Source organism: Streptacidiphilus sp. BW17, assembly GCF_041262485.1.
Classification (GTDB): Bacteria; Actinomycetota; Actinomycetes; order Streptomycetales; family Streptomycetaceae; genus Streptacidiphilus.
Map to the genome: position 1 here is coordinate 185,756 of NZ_JBGCCR010000012.1, position 15,808 is coordinate 201,563.

A 15,808-nucleotide genomic window follows, 5' to 3' on the forward strand; every position below is an offset into this window, starting at 1 on the left:
GCCCCCCGCTCAGTGGATCGGCTCGTGCAGGGTCACCAGCTTCGTCCCGTCCGGGAACGTCGCCTCCACCTGCACGTCGCGGATCATCTCCGGCACGCCGTCCATCACGTCCTCGCGCCCGAGCACCGACCGTCCGGACGCCATCAGTTCAGTGACGCTGCGTCCGTCCCGCGCGCCCTCCAGCACGTGCACGGTGAGGATCGCGAGAGCCTCCGGATGATTCAGCCTCAGCCCGCGCGCCCGTCGCGAGAACGCGACGTCGGCGGCGACGTGGATCATCAGCCGTTCCTGCTCGTGCGGGGTCAGTCTCATCGGCGCCGAACTCCTCGGGTGGGAGGAAAGGACGCGAGCACCCCGTCGTGCCGCGGTTTCGGCCAAGCTACCGGATCAGAACCGGAGAACCAGGGGTGTCACGCAGAAGTAACCTGACCGACCCACACCCCGCCACGCACGCCGGAACATGCCGGGGTGGCCCGTGCGCCCCACGCCGTTCCGGGACGAAGCAGGGCCCTCAGAAGGCCGGGGTGGCCGGAGGCCGCAGGGTGGAACGTCACGGCAGGCTCGGCGCGGTGCGGTAGTCGGCCACGACGGTCTTTGCCGCCGCCAGTGCCCGCAGGCCCGTCCGGGCGTAGTCCGCGTCGGAGTCGGAGTTGAGGGCCACCAGCCGGTCGATGTCTCCCTGCTCGGCCCGCGTGAAGGCGGCCTCCAAGCCGGTCGAAGCGTTGCAGCGGGCGGCGGCGACCGCCATGGCGGTCTCGTGCTTGCGGACGGCGGTCAGGTTCGCTCCGTGCTGGGCGTAGGGGGCGAGGGCCTGATCCATGAGGTCTGTCGGGTCGGCGGCCTGGAAGCCCTGGGCACGGACACAGCCCACCCAGGCCCGCTGGGCGGACCTGTACGCCGGATCGGCGGCTGCCTCCTGCGTGGCTGCCTCGGTCACCTGGGCGGAGAAGGTGAAGTACCGCGCGTATGCCGTGAGGCTCCCGTAGAGCCGGACGTAGGCGTCCGCCTGGCAGCCGTGGTCGGGCACGCTCCAGATCGACCCGTTGACGAGGCGCTGCTGGAGCCGGTCTCCGGGGGACCCCGCAGCGGCGGTCTCGTACCGCGCGAGCTCGGCGGGGGAGAGCGACGTCATGTAACGGGCGTTCAGGTCGGGCGGCTGGTTCCCGTGCAGGGACGAGGCCAGCGCGGCACCTCCGTAGCCGTGTGCCTCGGCCTGCGCCACGCTCTGGTCGAAGGGGGCGCTTGGCGTGGCCGGGGACCGGGTGCCGCCCGTGCCGAAGAGGCTGTACCGGAAGCCGTTGCCGCGCATGCAGGACTGCAGCAGCATCTGGTCGGCGAGGCTGACGGTGGCCAGGTCCTGCTGCGGCAGTGCGCCCGCGATCACGGGCGTGGACCCGGGCGCGGATGTGGTCGCCGCGGGCGCCGCCGACGGACTCCACAGGCTCCACGCGCCCCCCGCGCAGCCGACGGCCACGGCCAGCAGGGCGGGGAGCATCCAGCGTGCCCGCCGCCTCCCGTGGGTTCCACCGCCCCCGGCCCGTGCCGATCCGACCTCTGCGTCGTTCATCCCACTCCTCTTTCCTTCCTGCGGGGTGGTGCGACGGGGTCCGCCGGCAGGTACGCCGACGGACCCCGTCGTGGCCGGACCGTCAGCAGCTGCTGACCCAGAAGTTGGAGCCGCCGACGCTGCCGGCGTTGGACTCGTGCCCGTGCCACGGCACGCAGTAGTCCCAGTTGCCCCACTCGTTGTACACGGTGACGCTCATGCCGGACGTGCCCCAGTTCAGCGCCGAGCCGTCCGCGCCGACGGCTCCGTACGGGGCCCAGTTGGAGTTGGTGCCGGAGAACTCGTGGGTCGGGTAGCCCTGGCCGTCGTTGCCCGTGTAGAGGCAGAAGTCCCCGGCCGGGCAGTGGTAGTAGCTCGTCGCCGACGCCTGGCCGGCCGTCGCCAGCCCGCCGCCGACCAGAGCTGCCGCTGCGGTCACCGTCACAGCGAGTCGCTTGAACATGTGCATCCCTCCGATTGCCTTCCCCCGGTGGCTACCGGGACGCAGACAGCTTCTGTCGGCGAGCCGATCGGTGCATTGGACGAATGCGACATGGGGACCGGGCGGGGCCGGAAGCCGCCTAGCCTTGGCATGAGCAGTCAAAATCCTGAGCTCGCGGGGGAGAAGATGGTGCATCAGCACAGGTCAGGGGCGGAGTCCGGGTTGGTCCGGCAGCAGGCGGCGGCGGAACTGCGAGGCAGCGTGCTCGGCTATCGCGGGTTCCGCCTCGGACCGAGGGGGGTGCGGCGTCGGCTCATGGTGCCGGACGGTGTCGTGAAGGTGATGTGGGGCTTCGGCGGCCCGCTGCGCGTCGTGGACGCCCTCGACAGCGGACGGGCGGTGACGGTCGACTCGCTCGCCAGCGGGGTGCGTACCTCCGCGGTCGTCGGCGAGCACCGGGGGCGGCTGGAGGGGATCACGGTGCTGCTCACCCCGCTTGCGGCCTACCGGGTGTTCGGAGTCCCCATGGACGAGTGGGCCGAGCTCAGCCTGGCCCCCGACGACCTGGTCGAAGGCGGCACCGGATCGCTGGTCGAGCGCCTGGCGGAGGCCCCCGACTGGGCCGGACGGTTCGCCCTGCTGGACCGGCTGCTGTCCGAACGGCTCGACCGGGGCCCCGCCGTCAGCGACGAAGTGGCATGGTGCTGCGCCGAGCTGCGGCGCACGGCCGGTCGGGTGCGGGTGGAGGAGCTGGCGGTCGCCACCGGCTGGAGCCGCCGGCATCTGGAGCGCCGTTTCCGCCAGCAGGTCGGACCGAGTCCCAAGTCCTACGCCCAGGTGCTCCGGCTCCAGCACACACTACGGCGGCAGGAGGCGGGGCTGCCCTGGTCGCGGGTGGCGGCGGAGGCGGGCTTCCACGACGAGTCACACTTCGACCGCACGTTCAAGCGCATGGTCGGCTGCACGCCGGGCCAGTTCCGGGCGGACCGTGTCGCGGGCTCCAGGACCGACCCGCGGGACTTCCTCCCGGGTCAGGTGACCAGCGTACTGATGGACGACGCGGGCCCCGGCGTCCCGCGCCCGCACGGGCGGGCCGCGGCCGGCTGAACGCGGACCGGGTGTACCGCCGGCTGTCAGCGCGGCATGTGCTCAACACAGCGGCCCCGCCGTCGTGTTGTCGGCGGGGCCGAAATCGGGTCGTGGGTCAGCGGTGGCTGGAGCAGGAGTACACGCGCATGCCGATCCGGCTTTTCAGGTGGTTGGGTCGTGTTGTTGAGCCAGCCGGCTTTGGTGGCGTTGACGCCTGCCTGGAAGCGGCTGTTGGCGTGGAGTTTGGTGGTGAGCTCGGCGATTTTTCGGCGGACGGTGCGTTCGTGGATGCCGAGGTGGCGGGAGATGGCTTGGTCGGTGAGTCCGGCGGCCAGCATGTGCTTGGTGTCCCGTTTTCCTCTTGTCCTGTTGTTCGGGTATTTCGCTGTGCCGGGTGTTGGGTCGGGTTGGTCGGCGGGGGTGGTGGTTCCCGGTTCCGGCGCTGTTTTTCGGTCGTGCCACTGGCTGTGGGCTTGGGCTGAACTCCCGGGCTGTTGACGACGGCTGGCTCGTCCCCTCATCCGGCGGGCTGGCCGGCCCGCCGTCACCAGGTGCGTGGTATAACACGAACATGATGGGGGAGAGCTACCTCGCCGCCGCCGAAGCAGCGGTGTCACTGTTGGCGCACCAGTCCGTGGCCGATGCGTGGGAGAAGCCCAGCGCCCTGGCGGGCTACGCAGTCAGCGGGCTCGCGGGCCATCTGGCCGGGCAGGTCAACGTGGTGGCCAAGGCGCTCGACGGCCCGGAACCGGATACCGAACCCGTGGCGCTGCTGGACTACTTCCTTCAGGCCAGCTGGATCGACGCCGACCAGGACGGCGAGGTCCACCGCGGGATCAGAGGCAGCGGCGACCAGTACGCCGAGGTCGGCCCGCAAGCGCTGGCGACCCGGACCGCCGAGGTGCTCGACCGGCTGCGCCGGGACCTACCGCGCCAGGCCCCGCACCGGGTGGTGCAGTTCCCGTGGGGACCGCCGTCACTGCGCCTGGACGACCTGCTGACCAACCGCACGATGGAACTGGTCGTGCACCTCGACGACTTGGCGGTCAGCGTGGGCGTCCCGACGCCCGAGTTGCCCGCCCCGGCGACCGACGCGGTCGTCGGCCTCCTGGCCACGCTGGCGGCCAGGAGGCACGGCTCCGTGCCCGTACTGCGCGCGCTGACCCGGGCGGAACGCGCGCCGGCCACGATCGCCGCCTTCTGACGAGGGTGACGCGCTCGCGTGCCGTGTGCGCCGTGGGGTGTCGGGCGAGGGGTTGGCGGATCGGGGCTGGGTGATGTCCTACGCGCCGTGCGCGTCATCTTGTTCGGCGGCCCGGCTGAGCAGGATGGCGCGTTCCTTGGCGTTGTCCGTCAGGGCGGCGGCGCGTTCGAACTCGGCGCGGGCCTCGGCGTGGCGGCCGAGCTTGGCAAGGAGGTCTGCGCGCACGCTCGGCAGCGCGTGGTAGGAGTTCAGGGAGTTCTCGCTGAGCAGTTCGTCGACCAGGGCGAGGCCTTCGGCGGGCCCGGAGGCCATCGCCACCGCGACGGCCCGGTTCAGGCGCACGACGGGCGAGGCAGTGACGGCGGTCAGTGCCGTGTACAGGTCGACGATCTGGGACCAGTCGGTGTCTTCGGGCAGGCGGGCGCGTGCGTGGCAGGCGGCGATCGCGGCTTGCAGGACGTAGGGTCCAGGCGGCCCCGGCGGGCACTGTCCGGCGCGCAGCAGCGCGGCGAATCCTCGGGCGATCAGCAGCCGGTCCCAGCGGCTTCGGTCCTGTTCGAGAATCCCGATCGGCTCGCCGTCGGTGCCCACCCGAGCCCGCAGGCGCGAGGCCTGAAGTTCCATCAGCGCGACCAGTCCGTGGACCTCGGCATCCTGGGGAGCGAGTTCGGCGAGGATCCGGCCGAGCCGCAGGGCTTCGAAGCACAGGTCCGGGCGCGTCCAGTCCTCGCCGCTCGTCGCGGCGTAGCCTTCGTTGAAGACCAGGTAGAGGCATTCGAGGACCGAGGCCAGGCGTTCGGCACGCTCGCCGGTCGGAGGCAGTTCGAAGGCGACACGGCGGGCGGCGAGGGTGCGTTTGGCCCGCACGATGCGCTGCGCGACCGTCGCTTCGGGCAGGAGGTAGGCCCGGGCGATCTCCCGGGTGGTCAGGCCGCCGAGGAGCCGGAGCGTCAGGGAGACGCGGGCGTCGACGGAGAGCGCCAGGTGGCAGCAGACGAACATCAGGCGCAGCACGTCGTCGTTGATCTCGCGTTCGTCGAGGGCCGCGTCGTCGTCGAGGGCTCGCTGCATGTCGTGCAGGTCCGCTACGAGCTCCTGCTGTTTGCGTTCGAGCCGTTCGAGGCGACGCAGCCGGTCGACGGCGCGGCGTTTGGCGATGACGGTGAGCCATGCGCCCGGATTCGGGGGAACTCCGTCGCGGGGCCACTGCTCGAGTGCGGCCAGCAGGGCTTCTTGTGCCATCTCCTCGGCCAGGTCGACGTCGCGCAGGATGCGGGCCAGGCCGCCGATGATCCGTGCGGACTCGAGCCGCCAGACCGCTTCGACCGCGCGGCTCACCTCGGACTGCGCCATGGGGCCGATCCCAGCATCGGGGTCGGCCCCATGGCAAGCGCGGCGCGCGGGCGTGCGCTGGGGGTCAGGCCTTAGGACGCGTCCTCGGGCCCGAACACCTGGCGGATGTCGCCCTCGCCGTCGCCGGCGATCGTCCAGAAGCGCCGGGCCAGTTCCAGGGCTTCCTCCTTGGAGTGGACGTCGAGCAGGGCGAAGCTGACGATCAGCTCCTTGGCCTCGACGTACGGGCCGTCGGTGAAGGTGACCCGCCCGCCGGTCGAGGAGGCGTGCGTCCCCTGCGGTTCGAGGCCGCCGGTGGCCAGCAGCGCGCCGGACTTGGACAACTCCGCGACGAAGGCACCCATCTCGGCGTACATCTTCTCGTCCGGGGCGCTGCCGCCGGCGTAGGTCGTCATCAGGTATCGCATGATCGTTCCTTTCTGAACGGGTCGGTCGTTGACGCGTGGTGGTTTGCCGGGATCAGGACGGATCCGGGTCGGTCGGCTGCCAGGAGGTGTGGCCGGCCAGGGTGTAGCCCACGAGCGCGGTGGCGTGTCCGTGGCCGACGCCGTACTCGGCCTTGAGCCAGTCGACGAGTTGTTTGTGCTTGGTGAGGTTGCTGGAGCGGATGAGGTCGATCCATTCGTTGATCGGTCGCCCGTACTTCTTCTCGATGGAGGGGAAGTAGAAGGCGGGTCCGGTGACGGGCTGGGTCATGGCGTTCTCCTCAAGGGACCTCTTCGCGTGTGTGGTTCGGCGGGCTGGTCACCCGGTCTCATGCATGCTTCGAACGGCGCGGGCACAGATCGACACCGTCCGGAAATATTTTTCGGCCGGCGAGGCGGAACCCGGCGGATGGCCGCGGCTCGGGCATGGCGATCAGTGGGCAGGGCCTCGGGCTCGGCGTGCCTGCGGCAGTTTCGGGGTGTGTGGTTGCCGTTTCCGGGCGTGGCCTATTCCGGGTTTGTGTGGGGCGGGGTCGGGGGTGGGGGCCCGTGCTGGCATTGGTGCCGGCGGTGGTCTGCGCGGTGCGTCTGCGTGGCGCTGGCAGCGGGGACCGCGACGGCGATGAGGACGGTCGAGAACGGCTCTGACCGCTTACGACTGGTTGGTCAGCTGAGTGCCGGAGCGGGAGCGGGCAGGTAGGGGGAGATGTTGCGCCAGGCACGCTCGATGTATGCGTCCTTCTCGCCGACCGGGGCGACGTAGTGCAGCGCGCCTTCGGCGGCGTCGTGGCACTGAAGGCGGGCGATGATCCAGGCGGCGAGGTAGTGCGAGGCCAGGCAGCCGCCGGCGGTGGCGGTGTTGTCCTTGGCGTAGAAGGGCTGGTTGAGGACATCGACGCCGGCGGCAACGACCCATGGCTTGGTGATCAGGTCGGTGCAGGCGGGCATGTTGTCTAGCAGGCCGAGCTTGGCCAGCACGAGCGCGCCGGAGCACTGCGCCGCGATGAGTTGGCGCGAGGGGTCCAGGCCGCGCAGGATGTTCATGATCGCCGGGTCTTCGACGACCTCGCGGGTGGCGCTGCCACTGCCGACGATGACGGCGTCGGCGGCGCACGCCTCCTCAAGAGTGGACATCTGCTCGATCACCACCCCGTTCATCGACGTGACCTTGGGGCTGGGGGTGGCGATGGTGACGCGCCAGTCGTCGGTCTTGACGCGGTTGAGCACACCGAGCGCGATCAGGGAGTCGAGCTCGTTGTATCCCTCGAAGGTGAGGATGGCGATGTGCACCGTGGCTGTCCTTCCGGGTGAGTTGGGTCCAGACGGTAGGAACCCGCGAGCAGGACAGTCAAAGAATTGTCATGGATACAATCCGGTGCATGGCAGCCTCGCGATACAAGACGCTGGTCGACGCGCTCGCATCCGAGATCCGGACCGGGCGGCTCACCGCAGGTGTGCGGCTGCCGACTCATCGGGGGCTCGCCGCCCGCGAGGGCATCGCCGTGGTGACCGCCACCCGGGTGTACGCCGAGCTGGAAGCGATGGGCTTGGTGAGCCGGGAACAGGGCCGCGGCACGTTCGTGCGTGACGTCGCGGTTCCCGCCGGTCACGGCATCGACCAGCAGGTCGTTGCCACGGACGCGGTCGACCTCAGCTTCAACTACCCGTCGCTGCCCGGCCAGGCCGATCTTCTGCGGCAGGCCTTGCGAGAGGTGGCCACCAGCGGTGATCTCGACTCGCTGCTGCGCTATCAACCACACCGCGGGCGTCCCCAGGACAGAGCCTCCATCGCACGACACCTCAGACGCCGGGGGATCACCACACAGGCGGATCGGGTCCTCATCGTCAACGGTGCGCAGCACGGCCTGGCCGTCACCGTCATGGCCACGCTGAGCGCCGGCGACGTCGTCGCGGTCGACGCACTCACCTACCCGGGTTTCAAGGTGCTCGCGCACGCCTTCCATCTCGACCTGGAGCCCATCCCCGTCACCTCCGACGGGCCGGATCTCGATGCCCTGGAGAAACTGTGCGCGACCCGCCCGGTGCGCGCGATCTACACCATGCCCACCCTGCACAACCCTCTGGGCTGGGTCATGTCCGCGGCCGACCGCACCCGTCTGATCAAGATCGCTCGGCAGCACGGTCCGCTCGTCATCGAAGACGCCTCCTACGCCTACCTCGTCGAGGACCCTCCACCGCCCCTGGCCGCGACCGCGCCGGACATCTCCGTCTACGTCTCGGGACTGTCCAAGAGCATCGCCACCGGCCTGCGGGTCGGCTTCGTCGTCGCCCCTCCGTCCACGGTGCCCTCGCTCGAACGCGCGATCCGCGCGACCACCTGGAACACGCCCGCCCTGACCACAGCGATCGCCTGCCGCTGGCTCGATGACGGAACGGTGGACCACCTGGAAGCGCAGAAACGGGACGACGCCAGGGCCCGTCAGGAACTCGCCGGACAAGAGCTGGCAGGCCTGCCACTCGTCAGCCACCCCTCGTCCTACTTCGCATGGCTGCCGCTGCCCGACGACGCACGCGCCGACCGCCTGACGGCCACCCTCGCGCGCCGGCACATCTCGGTCACCACGGCGGAGCCGTTCACCACCTCGACGCACACACCGCAGGCGCTCCGCCTCGCCCTGGGCTCGACCGATCTGGAAAGTCTCCGGTCGACGCTGCGTACAGTGCGACGAGTCGCCGTCGAGGACGCCTACACCTGAACTCCCGTCGGCCAGCCGATTTGGCCGATTCTGATTCCTTCGGCCAGACCCTCCCGTGACGGCCGCGTGTTCCCGTGAGAGGGGCTCCTGCACCAGTCGGTGCGTCAGCCCCCCTCGGATGGTTTGACTTGTTGAAGCGTCAGCTCTGGAGGCGGCTGTCGTTGTTCCATGCGACGCCGAGCGTGCCCGCGTCAGTCAGAGCATGGGCGGCCAGTGCATGGTGTCGAGGTGCCGCATCAGGAGGCGTTCCTGTGCGCCGATGTCGTCGAGGATGGCCCGTCCGGCGGCGATCAGGGCGGGGAAGGCGGGCTCGTCGGAGCGGAGATGGGGAGTCACTTCGCTGACGGGGAGGCGCTGGTAGGCGAGTAGCGCCGCGCCTTGGAAGGCGGCGATGCGGTATGCGTCCCTGCTGTGCGCGAGGATCCATCCGTCCGGGCAGCTGGAGAGCCAGAACGTGCGGCCGCTGCTGTGGACGGAGACGCCGTGGGGGCGGTCGCCGTCGACGACCTGGTCGACGAGTTCGAGGGGGCGTTCGGCGGCGAGCTCCGCGAGGGTGCGGGGGTGTTCGAGGCCGTCGTCGATGAGGGTGCGGATGGTGACGGCACGGGACTCGCCGGCGGCTTCAGCCCGCGCGTCGAGACGCCGGAGAGTGTCAACTGGCAGGCGAACATCGATCTTGGGGCCGACTTCGGGGCGTCCGCCGGGATTGCTCGGCGGAGTGGGGCCCATGACGTCCCTCGGGACAGGTTTCCGCATGCGTCAACCCTACGGGGGTTTCCGCATGCGTCAACCCCCGGGGGGTCTTGTTCTGGCGTGCTTCCTGGTCACCTTGACGGGATGAAGGCCGGCTGATCTGGCGTCAACACGGCCCGCGGCCGGGTGCCGGGAGCGCAGGATGCCTGTCGCGGCCGGGAATTCCACCGTTCGCCAGAGCATTCATGGCTCGGAATAGACCTTGATAGACTGCTAGTCTTGGTTTATGGCGTTGTATCGGGACATCTATATCGACCTGCGTCGGCGGATTACCGCTGGGGAGTGGGGGGTCGGGGACCAACTCCCCGATCTGGGAGCCCTTGTGGGGCACTATGACGCGTCCTTGAATACCGTCCGCAGGGCGACCAACGCCCTGCGCGACGAGGGCGTGTTGCGGATCTCGCAGGGTGAGGGGACGTTCCTGGCCGCGCTGCCGCAGTCCACGAATGAGGAGCTGCTGGAGCGGTTGCGTGGCGCCCAGGTGGCGATCGGCGACGCCATCGCGGCGCTGGAGGCCGCGGGCCGGACGATCGCGGTCGCCGCGGCGGAGGGGGAGCCTGATGTCTGACAGTGACGACAGCAGGTTCGCTGGCGTCGACGCGCTGCTCGCTGCCGTGAACGCGGGCACCGTGCTGCCGGTCCCGGCGGAGCGGGTGCGCCTGCGGGAGTCCGCCGGTCTGACCGTGGCGGCCGTGGCGCAGGCGCTGGGTACGCGTCCCGCGACCCTGGAGTCGTGGGAGGCCGGGCGCAGCGAGCCGACCGGTGACCGGTTGGCGGCGTACCGGCGGCTGTTGGAGGGCCTGGCCCAGCGCTACCCTGCGGCCGCGGATTCCGTGGAGTCGGCCGCCCCGGCCGCCCCGCCGACTGTGACGTCGGCCCCGGAGCGCTCGGCCGACCCGGTGCAGTCGGCGCCGGTCACGCCGACCGCGCCCCCGGCGCCGACCGCGCCCCCGGCGCAGCCGTCCCGCCCGAGCACGCAGGCTGCTGAGCCGTCCCGGCGTACTGCTCCGACCCGTGCCAGTGGGCGAGCCGCTGCCCCGCGTACCCCGGGACCGAGCGCACCCGAGTCTGCTGCTCGATGGTGGCCCGCGGTCGCGCTGGACGTCGTGCCGGACGGCTGGGTGCTGGATGTGCCGCAGGTCCCGGCCCCGGCGGGCGCGAGGCTGACGGACTTGTTCGCGTGGCTGGGCACTGGCCTGCCTTTGCGGATCGAGCGGGTCCACGCGGCGGGTCGTGGGGGCGATGGGACGGTGGTGCTGACTGCCGGCGCGCTCACCGCGCTCGGCCTGCCGGCCGTGCTGCCGTCGACGGAGAAGGCTCTGACGGCGCTGCAGGCGAAGCTGGCGAAGGCCGCTGCCGCTGTCGGGATGGAGGTCTCCGACCAGGTCGGTCCGGCGTTCCGCGCCTTCCGTCGTAAGGGGTCCGCGGGCGGTCCCCGCACTTCGCTGCGGGTGCTGGTTGCGCCGTGGCTGGGGCAGGGCGACGCCCGCCAGCAGGCCACCAGCGCGCTGGCCGCGCCCCTCGCAACGGGCGTGGACGGCAGCGCGGACGGGCTCACTCTGGCCCGCCGGATCCGCGCCTTCACCGCCGACCTCGGTGTCGCCCCCGGCGCGTCGACGGCGTCGACCGCGATGCTGCTCCTGGACGCGGTCCGCCCGAGGATCGAGTGGGTGCGAGACGAGTCGACGGGGGAGTGGACCTCCCACCTGCGTGAGGGCGCACTCCCGGCGGGGGACCTGTGCGTGGCTCCTGCGGCCGGGGCCCGGCACCCGTTGACCCGTCAGCTCCTCGTCGAGGGCGGGGTGGTGTGTGAGGAGGAGGACTACAAGTGGTGGGCCCGCCCCCTCACCGACGATGAGGTGAAGCGGCCGTTCGCGGTCGCGGTCGATGTCTGCGCCTCCTACCTGTCCGTCACCGAGTCCCTGCGCCTGCCGGTCGGCCCGCTTCAGTTGGTGACCAGCCCGGTGTGGGACGAGAAGTCCGCCGGGCTGTGGTGGGCGGACTTCACTACGGTGGCGACTGATGAGCTGTTGCCGCATCCGGCGACGTTCCACGGGCAGGCGCCGACCGGACCGGGCTGGTACGCCACCCCTACCGTCGCCTACATGACCCAGGCGTACGGCTTCGACCCGGGCACGATCACCGAGGCGTACCTGTCGGTGCATACGGCGCCCATGCTGAAGGAGTGGACCGCCAGGGTGCGCGCAGGCTACAAACGCGCCTACGCCGTCCTCGGCCTGGTCGACGGCCTCGGCGCGGACGCGTTCCTCGCGATCTACGCCCTGCACAAGGACATCGGCCGGGATCCGGAGCTGGCCGACGCGATGACGCTGGCCGGGCTGTACAAGAACGTCTACAAGGGCGGCATCGGGAAGTGGTCCGACTCCGCCCGACACCTGGACGACCAGACGTGGTTGGAGAAGGTCGCCGCGTCCTGGGCCTACCGGCCCGAGATCCGGTTCCACATCATCGCCGCCGCCCGTATCGCCGCTCACCGCCGGCTGCGCAAGACGCTCCAGCTGACCGGCCGGGCGCCGTTCGCGGTCAACGTCGACTCCTACCTGTACGCCACTGACGCGCCGTCACCGATCGAGCTGCTGCCGGTCAAGGAGGACGGCTCCCCGGTGCCCGGCGCGCTGCGCCTGGGCATCGCGCCCGGCTCCCACAAGCACGAGTCCTCGATCCCGCTTGCCGAGGCGATCGTGGCGATGGAGCGCCGTGAGCACCCGTCCCGGCTGGTCCACCAGTACGGCACCGACGGCACGCCTGTCGTCCAGGCCGATGCCAACGCCCGGGAAGACGGTGGGTTCTGATGGCGGGCCGGGGCATGTTCGGCAGGGTGCGCGAGGCGCTGTTCCCCTCGCGGAAGGCCCCGGTGCAGACCACCACCCAGGCCGAGCACGTGCGGGACAAGATGTTCGGCGGCTCCACCAGGGCTATGGCCCAGGCCTACGGTGTGAGCCAGCGCAGCGTCGAGCGCTGGATCAAGGGCACCCGCACGCCCCCGGAGCTCTCCCGAGCCGCCGAGCGGCGGTGGGAGAAGGAGAACGCGGTCCGTGCCCGGCAGGGCCGCCCGCCGCTGCCGCGCCCGACCACCTCGGCCGACCGGCTGGCCAACGACGCGGTCCGTGCGCAGACCACTGAGCGGGGCCGCGAGCGCAAGGCCAAGCAGCTGCAGCAGCTCGGCGTCTTCTCCGGCCACACCGCCCGCGTCGGGCGCGCCACCACCTTCAGCATCCGCGGCTCGGACGCCGTCCGCTCCCGCGACGTCCACGTCACCCTGACCGGCGATCAGGCCGCGGCCCTGGCGTTGGCCGAAGACGAGGCCGGGGTGCGCGCCGTCATCGGCCAAGCGCTGGCGGACTACTTCAACGGCGGCGTCTACGGTGGCTTCGGACCGGACGACTTCGAATGGGACGAAAGCGACTTCGACCTGCGCTGAGCGGTGCCGCACGGCAGGCAGGTGTGTCTTCTCGGCGCGCGGGTTCGTGGTGGGAGCGCTGGGTGATGCCGGTGACCTTGCGCTGTTCGGCTTTGCGGGCCTTTTGCTGGTGGCGGAGCTCCCAACCAGGTGACGCACCCTCACCTCCCGCCCGGGCCACCGGAGCGGCAGGCCCGCGGCACTGTAGGCCCGCGGCGCGGGTGCCGGGGTGGATACGGGGACGCCCCCGATGGTCCGTCAGCGTGGGTGCGACTGTCTGGCGCGATTACGACACGACATGCCATGTCATGTTCCCGCCATGGCGATGCTCTTCCCCCATCGGAAGGGGTGGCACCAGCATTCGCCTGTCCCGTGTCGGCGGCCGCCGACACCTACCGGTACCGCTCTGCATGTCAGGAGAGACATGTCCGGACTGGCTCGAACAGGATCCTTACCCCTCGTCGGCGCCCTCGTCGCGGTGTTGGCCATCGCCGCTCCCGCGCTCGCGACCACCGCCCCGGCGGCCTCACACGGCCGCGCGACGCACGCCACCACCCCCGCGCTCGCCCAGGTCAGCAGCGATCCGTATTCCGACGCACAGGCCCAGCACGCCACCGAGGTCGAGCCGGACACGTTCAGCTCCGGCAGCACGATCGTCTCGGCCTTCCAGGTCGGCCGGGTCACCGGCGGCGGCGCGTCCAATATCGGTTGGGCCACCTCGACCGACGGCGGTCAGACCTGGACCCACGGGTACATGCCCGACACCACGGCGAACACCGGCGGCGCCTACGGCCAGGTGAGCGACGCGTCGGTGTCCTACGACGCCAAGGACGGCGTCTGGATGGTCTCCTGGCTGGGCATCACCTCCGGCAACAACGTCGACGTGGAGCTCAGCCGCTCCACCGACGGCGGCCAGACCTGGGGCAACCCCGTCGCCGTCTCCACCGGCGCGTCCTACGACAAGAACTGGACGGTCTGCGACGACCACGCGTCCAGTCCCTACTACGGCCACTGCTACACCGAGTACGACGACGCGGGCGCCGGCGACATCGAGCACATGCGCACCTCGACCGACGGCGGCCAGACCTGGGGCGCCGAGTCGGGCCCGGCGGACAGCCCTAGCGGGCTGGGCGGCCAGCCGGTCGTGCAGCCGAGCGGCACCGTCGTCGTGCCCTTCTCCTCGGCCAGCTCGAACGCCGAGCGCGCCTTCACTTCCACCGACGGCGGCGCGAGTTGGGGCTCCAGCGTGCAGATCGCCACCGTCTCGCACCACACGGTGTCCGGGCTGGACGACGACGCCGCCGACATCGCCAAGCAGGCCTCCCCGCGCGACACCCTTCGGGAGAGCCCGCTGCCGTCGGCCGAGATCGACGCCTCCGGCAAGGTCTACACGGTGTGGTCCGACTGCCGCTTCCGCAGCGGCTGCACGAGCAACGACATCATCATGTCGACCTCCACCAACGGCACCTCGTGGAGCACGCCGGTGCGGGTGCCGATCGACGCGGCCACCAGCACCGCGGACCACTTCACCCCGGGCATCGGCGTGGACCCCTCCAGCTCGGGCAGCACCGCCCGGATCGGCCTGACGTACTACTACTACCCGAACGCCAACTGTACGGACAGCACCTGCCAGCTCGACGCGGGTTACGTCTCCTCCACCGACGGCGGCACCACCTGGACCGCACCCGTACAGCTGGCCGGCCCGATGACACTGGGCTGGCTGCCGAACACCAGCCAGGGTCGGATGTTCGGCGACTACATCTCCACCTCCGTCCTCGCCGGCGGCAACGCCGTCACCGTCATCCCCGTCGCCCAGGCCCCCAGCGGCAGCACGTTCAACATGGCGATGTACGCGCCCGTCGGCGGACTGCCCGTCGGCACCGCGACAGGCAACACCGTCACCGTCACCAACCCGGGCAGCCAGACCTCAACCGTCGGCTCCGCGGTCTCGCTGCAGATCTCCGGCACGGACTCGGGCGGCGCGGCCTTGACCTACTCGGCGACCGGTCTCCCGGCGGGTCTGTCGATCTCCTCCTCCGGCCTGATCTCCGGCACCCCGACCGCGGCCGGCACGTCCAGCGTGACTGTCACCGCCACCTCAGGCACGGCCTCCGGCCAGGCGTCCTTCACCTGGACGGTCAACAGCTCCAGTGGTTGCACCAGCCCCGGCCAGAAGATCGGCAACCCCGGCTTCGAGACCGGCACCGCCTCCCCGTGGAGCACGACCGCGGGCGTGCTCAACAACGACACCACCAGCGAGCCTGCCCACTCGGGCAGTTGGGACGCCTGGCTCGACGGCTACGGCAGCAGCCATACCGACACCCTGTCGCAGTCGATCGCGATCCCGGCCGGCTGCAGCGCCGGTCTCTCCTTCTGGCTGCACGTCGACACCGGCAAGACCAACACCACCGCTGTCGACACCCTCAAGACCACGGTCACCAGCGGCTCCACGACCACGACCCTGGCCACCTACTCCAACCTGAACGCGGGCAACGGGTACACCCAGTACTCGTTCGACCTCAACTCGTTCGCCGGCCAGACGGTGACCCTGAAGTTCACCGGCGTCGAGAAGGCCGGCGCGCAGACCTCGTTCGTCATCGACGACACGGCCCTGAACGCCTCGTGAACCACCATCGGACCGTGACACACACGTCCTGAACCGGGGGCGACCCACCCCCCGACCGCAGTGGGGCCGCGGGGTGCTCCGACGTGCACCCCGCGGCGATCAGCACGATGTCCATCGCGATGCCCATCGATGCCCCGACCCGTACACCGGGCGCTCCGAAAGGCCGCTCGCCCTCGGCCGTAGGGGGTGAGGCGACACTGCCAAGCCTTCTACGATCACCGGTGAACGCGGA

16 protein-coding genes are annotated in these 15,808 nt (G+C 70.8%); 7 read left to right on the forward strand and 9 right to left on the reverse strand.

Annotation, left to right across the window (positions count from 1 at the left end; genetic code table 11):
• Nucleotides 1-9 precede the first annotated feature (9 nt).
• From ABH940_RS17675 to ABH940_RS17685, 3 genes are all read right to left on the reverse strand, one after another.
• On the reverse strand, nt 10-312 hold the full coding sequence (locus ABH940_RS17675) for an urease subunit gamma (RefSeq protein ID WP_370070022.1): 303 nt from the start codon (nt 310-312) through the stop codon (nt 10-12).
• A gap of 238 nt (nt 313-550) precedes the next feature.
• Nucleotides 551-1,567: a hypothetical protein gene (locus tag ABH940_RS17680; protein WP_370105657.1), complete on the reverse strand. Its 1,017-nt coding sequence runs from the start codon at nt 1,565-1,567 to the stop codon at nt 551-553.
• An 82-nt stretch (nt 1,568-1,649) separates the two neighbouring features.
• Nucleotides 1,650-2,009 (reverse strand): peptidase inhibitor family I36 protein, encoded by a 360-nt coding sequence (locus ABH940_RS17685; RefSeq protein WP_370105658.1) that lies wholly within the window; start codon nt 2,007-2,009, stop codon nt 1,650-1,652.
• Nucleotides 2,010-2,177: 168 nt separating this feature from the next.
• Here ABH940_RS17685 and ABH940_RS17690 point away from each other — a divergent pair, with 168 nt between their 5' ends.
• Nucleotides 2,178-3,095 carry a helix-turn-helix domain-containing protein gene (locus ABH940_RS17690; RefSeq protein WP_370105659.1) on the forward strand — a complete coding sequence of 306 codons (918 nt, stop codon included), beginning with the start codon at nt 2,178-2,180 and terminating at the stop codon, nt 3,093-3,095.
• Nucleotides 3,096-3,121: 26 nt separating this feature from the next.
• Here the strand turns inward: ABH940_RS17690 and ABH940_RS17695 are convergent, their stop codons facing one another.
• The gene (locus ABH940_RS17695) at nt 3,122-3,415 is read right to left on the reverse strand and encodes a helix-turn-helix transcriptional regulator (protein WP_370105660.1); all 294 of its coding nucleotides are present in this window, start codon (nt 3,413-3,415) and stop codon (nt 3,122-3,124) included.
• 233 nt (nt 3,416-3,648) lie between these two features.
• Here ABH940_RS17695 and ABH940_RS17700 point away from each other — a divergent pair, with 233 nt between their 5' ends.
• Nucleotides 3,649-4,281, forward strand: a complete 633-nt coding sequence (locus tag ABH940_RS17700) for a maleylpyruvate isomerase N-terminal domain-containing protein (protein WP_370105661.1) — start codon at nt 3,649-3,651, stop codon at nt 4,279-4,281.
• Nucleotides 4,282-4,359: 78 nt separating this feature from the next.
• On the opposite strand, the gene ABH940_RS17705 is transcribed toward ABH940_RS17700, so the two are convergent.
• The 4 genes from ABH940_RS17705 to ABH940_RS17720 form a co-directional block, all read right to left on the reverse strand.
• A complete protein-coding gene (locus ABH940_RS17705; protein ID WP_370105662.1) occupies nt 4,360-5,634 on the reverse strand; it encodes an RNA polymerase sigma factor in 1,275 nt (424 codons plus the stop codon).
• Nucleotides 5,635-5,705: 71 nt separating this feature from the next.
• Entirely contained in the window at nt 5,706-6,041 is a 336-nt protein-coding gene (locus tag ABH940_RS17710) for a YciI family protein (RefSeq protein ID WP_370070012.1), read from the reverse strand.
• 52 nt (nt 6,042-6,093) lie between these two features.
• On the reverse strand, nt 6,094-6,330 hold the full coding sequence (locus ABH940_RS17715) for a DUF4287 domain-containing protein (RefSeq protein ID WP_370070010.1): 237 nt from the start codon (nt 6,328-6,330) through the stop codon (nt 6,094-6,096).
• Between the two features lie 395 nt (nt 6,331-6,725).
• Nucleotides 6,726-7,349 carry a DJ-1/PfpI family protein gene (locus ABH940_RS17720; RefSeq protein ID WP_370105663.1) on the reverse strand — a complete coding sequence of 208 codons (624 nt, stop codon included), beginning with the start codon at nt 7,347-7,349 and terminating at the stop codon, nt 6,726-6,728.
• A gap of 89 nt (nt 7,350-7,438) precedes the next feature.
• Here ABH940_RS17720 and ABH940_RS17725 point away from each other — a divergent pair, with 89 nt between their 5' ends.
• Complete coding sequence (locus ABH940_RS17725; protein WP_370105664.1) at nt 7,439-8,776, forward strand: PLP-dependent aminotransferase family protein; 1,338 nt, start codon at nt 7,439-7,441, stop codon at nt 8,774-8,776.
• Between the two features lie 195 nt (nt 8,777-8,971).
• Here the strand turns inward: ABH940_RS17725 and ABH940_RS17730 are convergent, their stop codons facing one another.
• Nucleotides 8,972-9,532 (reverse strand): hypothetical protein, encoded by a 561-nt coding sequence (locus ABH940_RS17730; protein ID WP_370070004.1) that lies wholly within the window; start codon nt 9,530-9,532, stop codon nt 8,972-8,974.
• Nucleotides 9,533-9,755: 223 nt separating this feature from the next.
• On the opposite strand from ABH940_RS17730, the gene ABH940_RS17735 reads away from it, so the two are divergent.
• The 4 genes from ABH940_RS17735 to ABH940_RS17750 all read left to right on the forward strand — a co-directional run bounded on the left by ABH940_RS17735 (nt 9,756) and on the right by ABH940_RS17750 (nt 15,576).
• On the forward strand, nt 9,756-10,097 hold the full coding sequence (locus ABH940_RS17735; RefSeq protein ID WP_370070002.1) for a GntR family transcriptional regulator: 342 nt from the start codon (nt 9,756-9,758) through the stop codon (nt 10,095-10,097).
• Complete coding sequence (locus ABH940_RS17740) at nt 10,090-12,342, forward strand: helix-turn-helix domain-containing protein (protein WP_370105665.1); 2,253 nt, start codon at nt 10,090-10,092, stop codon at nt 12,340-12,342. The genes ABH940_RS17735 and ABH940_RS17740 overlap by 8 nt, the downstream gene beginning before the upstream one ends.
• Nucleotides 12,342-12,971, forward strand: coding sequence for a hypothetical protein (locus ABH940_RS17745; protein ID WP_370105666.1), 630 nt, complete (start codon nt 12,342-12,344; stop codon nt 12,969-12,971). The genes ABH940_RS17740 and ABH940_RS17745 overlap by 1 nt, the downstream gene beginning before the upstream one ends.
• 403 nt (nt 12,972-13,374) lie before the next feature.
• On the forward strand, nt 13,375-15,576 hold the full coding sequence (locus ABH940_RS17750; protein WP_370105667.1) for an exo-alpha-sialidase: 2,202 nt from the start codon (nt 13,375-13,377) through the stop codon (nt 15,574-15,576).
• The last annotated feature ends 232 nt before the right edge of the window (nt 15,577-15,808 follow it).

What these genes read in the sequence shown, in the direction of transcription:
- ABH940_RS17675 (WP_370070022.1), bottom strand. Translation starts at nt 312, where the DNA reads ATGAGACTGACCCCGCACGAGCAGGAACGGCTGATGATCCACGTCGCC.
- ABH940_RS17680 (WP_370105657.1), bottom strand. Translation starts at nt 1,567, where the DNA reads ATGAACGACGCAGAGGTCGGATCGGCACGGGCCGGGGGCGGTGGAACC.
- ABH940_RS17685 (WP_370105658.1), bottom strand. Translation starts at nt 2,009, where the DNA reads ATGTTCAAGCGACTCGCTGTGACGGTGACCGCAGCGGCAGCTCTGGTC.
- ABH940_RS17695 (WP_370105660.1), bottom strand. Translation starts at nt 3,415, where the DNA reads ATGCTGGCCGCCGGACTCACCGACCAAGCCATCTCCCGCCACCTCGGC.
- ABH940_RS17700 (WP_370105661.1), top strand. Translation starts at nt 3,649, where the DNA reads ATGATGGGGGAGAGCTACCTCGCCGCCGCCGAAGCAGCGGTGTCACTG.
- ABH940_RS17705 (WP_370105662.1), bottom strand. Translation starts at nt 5,634, where the DNA reads ATGGCGCAGTCCGAGGTGAGCCGCGCGGTCGAAGCGGTCTGGCGGCTC.
- ABH940_RS17710 (WP_370070012.1), bottom strand. Translation starts at nt 6,041, where the DNA reads ATGCGATACCTGATGACGACCTACGCCGGCGGCAGCGCCCCGGACGAG.
- ABH940_RS17715 (WP_370070010.1), bottom strand. Translation starts at nt 6,330, where the DNA reads ATGACCCAGCCCGTCACCGGACCCGCCTTCTACTTCCCCTCCATCGAG.
- ABH940_RS17725 (WP_370105664.1), top strand. Translation starts at nt 7,439, where the DNA reads ATGGCAGCCTCGCGATACAAGACGCTGGTCGACGCGCTCGCATCCGAG.
- ABH940_RS17730 (WP_370070004.1), bottom strand. Translation starts at nt 9,532, where the DNA reads ATGCGGAAACCTGTCCCGAGGGACGTCATGGGCCCCACTCCGCCGAGC.
- ABH940_RS17735 (WP_370070002.1), top strand. Translation starts at nt 9,756, where the DNA reads ATGGCGTTGTATCGGGACATCTATATCGACCTGCGTCGGCGGATTACC.
- ABH940_RS17740 (WP_370105665.1), top strand. Translation starts at nt 10,090, where the DNA reads ATGTCTGACAGTGACGACAGCAGGTTCGCTGGCGTCGACGCGCTGCTC.
- ABH940_RS17745 (WP_370105666.1), top strand. Translation starts at nt 12,342, where the DNA reads ATGGCGGGCCGGGGCATGTTCGGCAGGGTGCGCGAGGCGCTGTTCCCC.
- ABH940_RS17750 (WP_370105667.1), top strand. Translation starts at nt 13,375, where the DNA reads ATGTCCGGACTGGCTCGAACAGGATCCTTACCCCTCGTCGGCGCCCTC.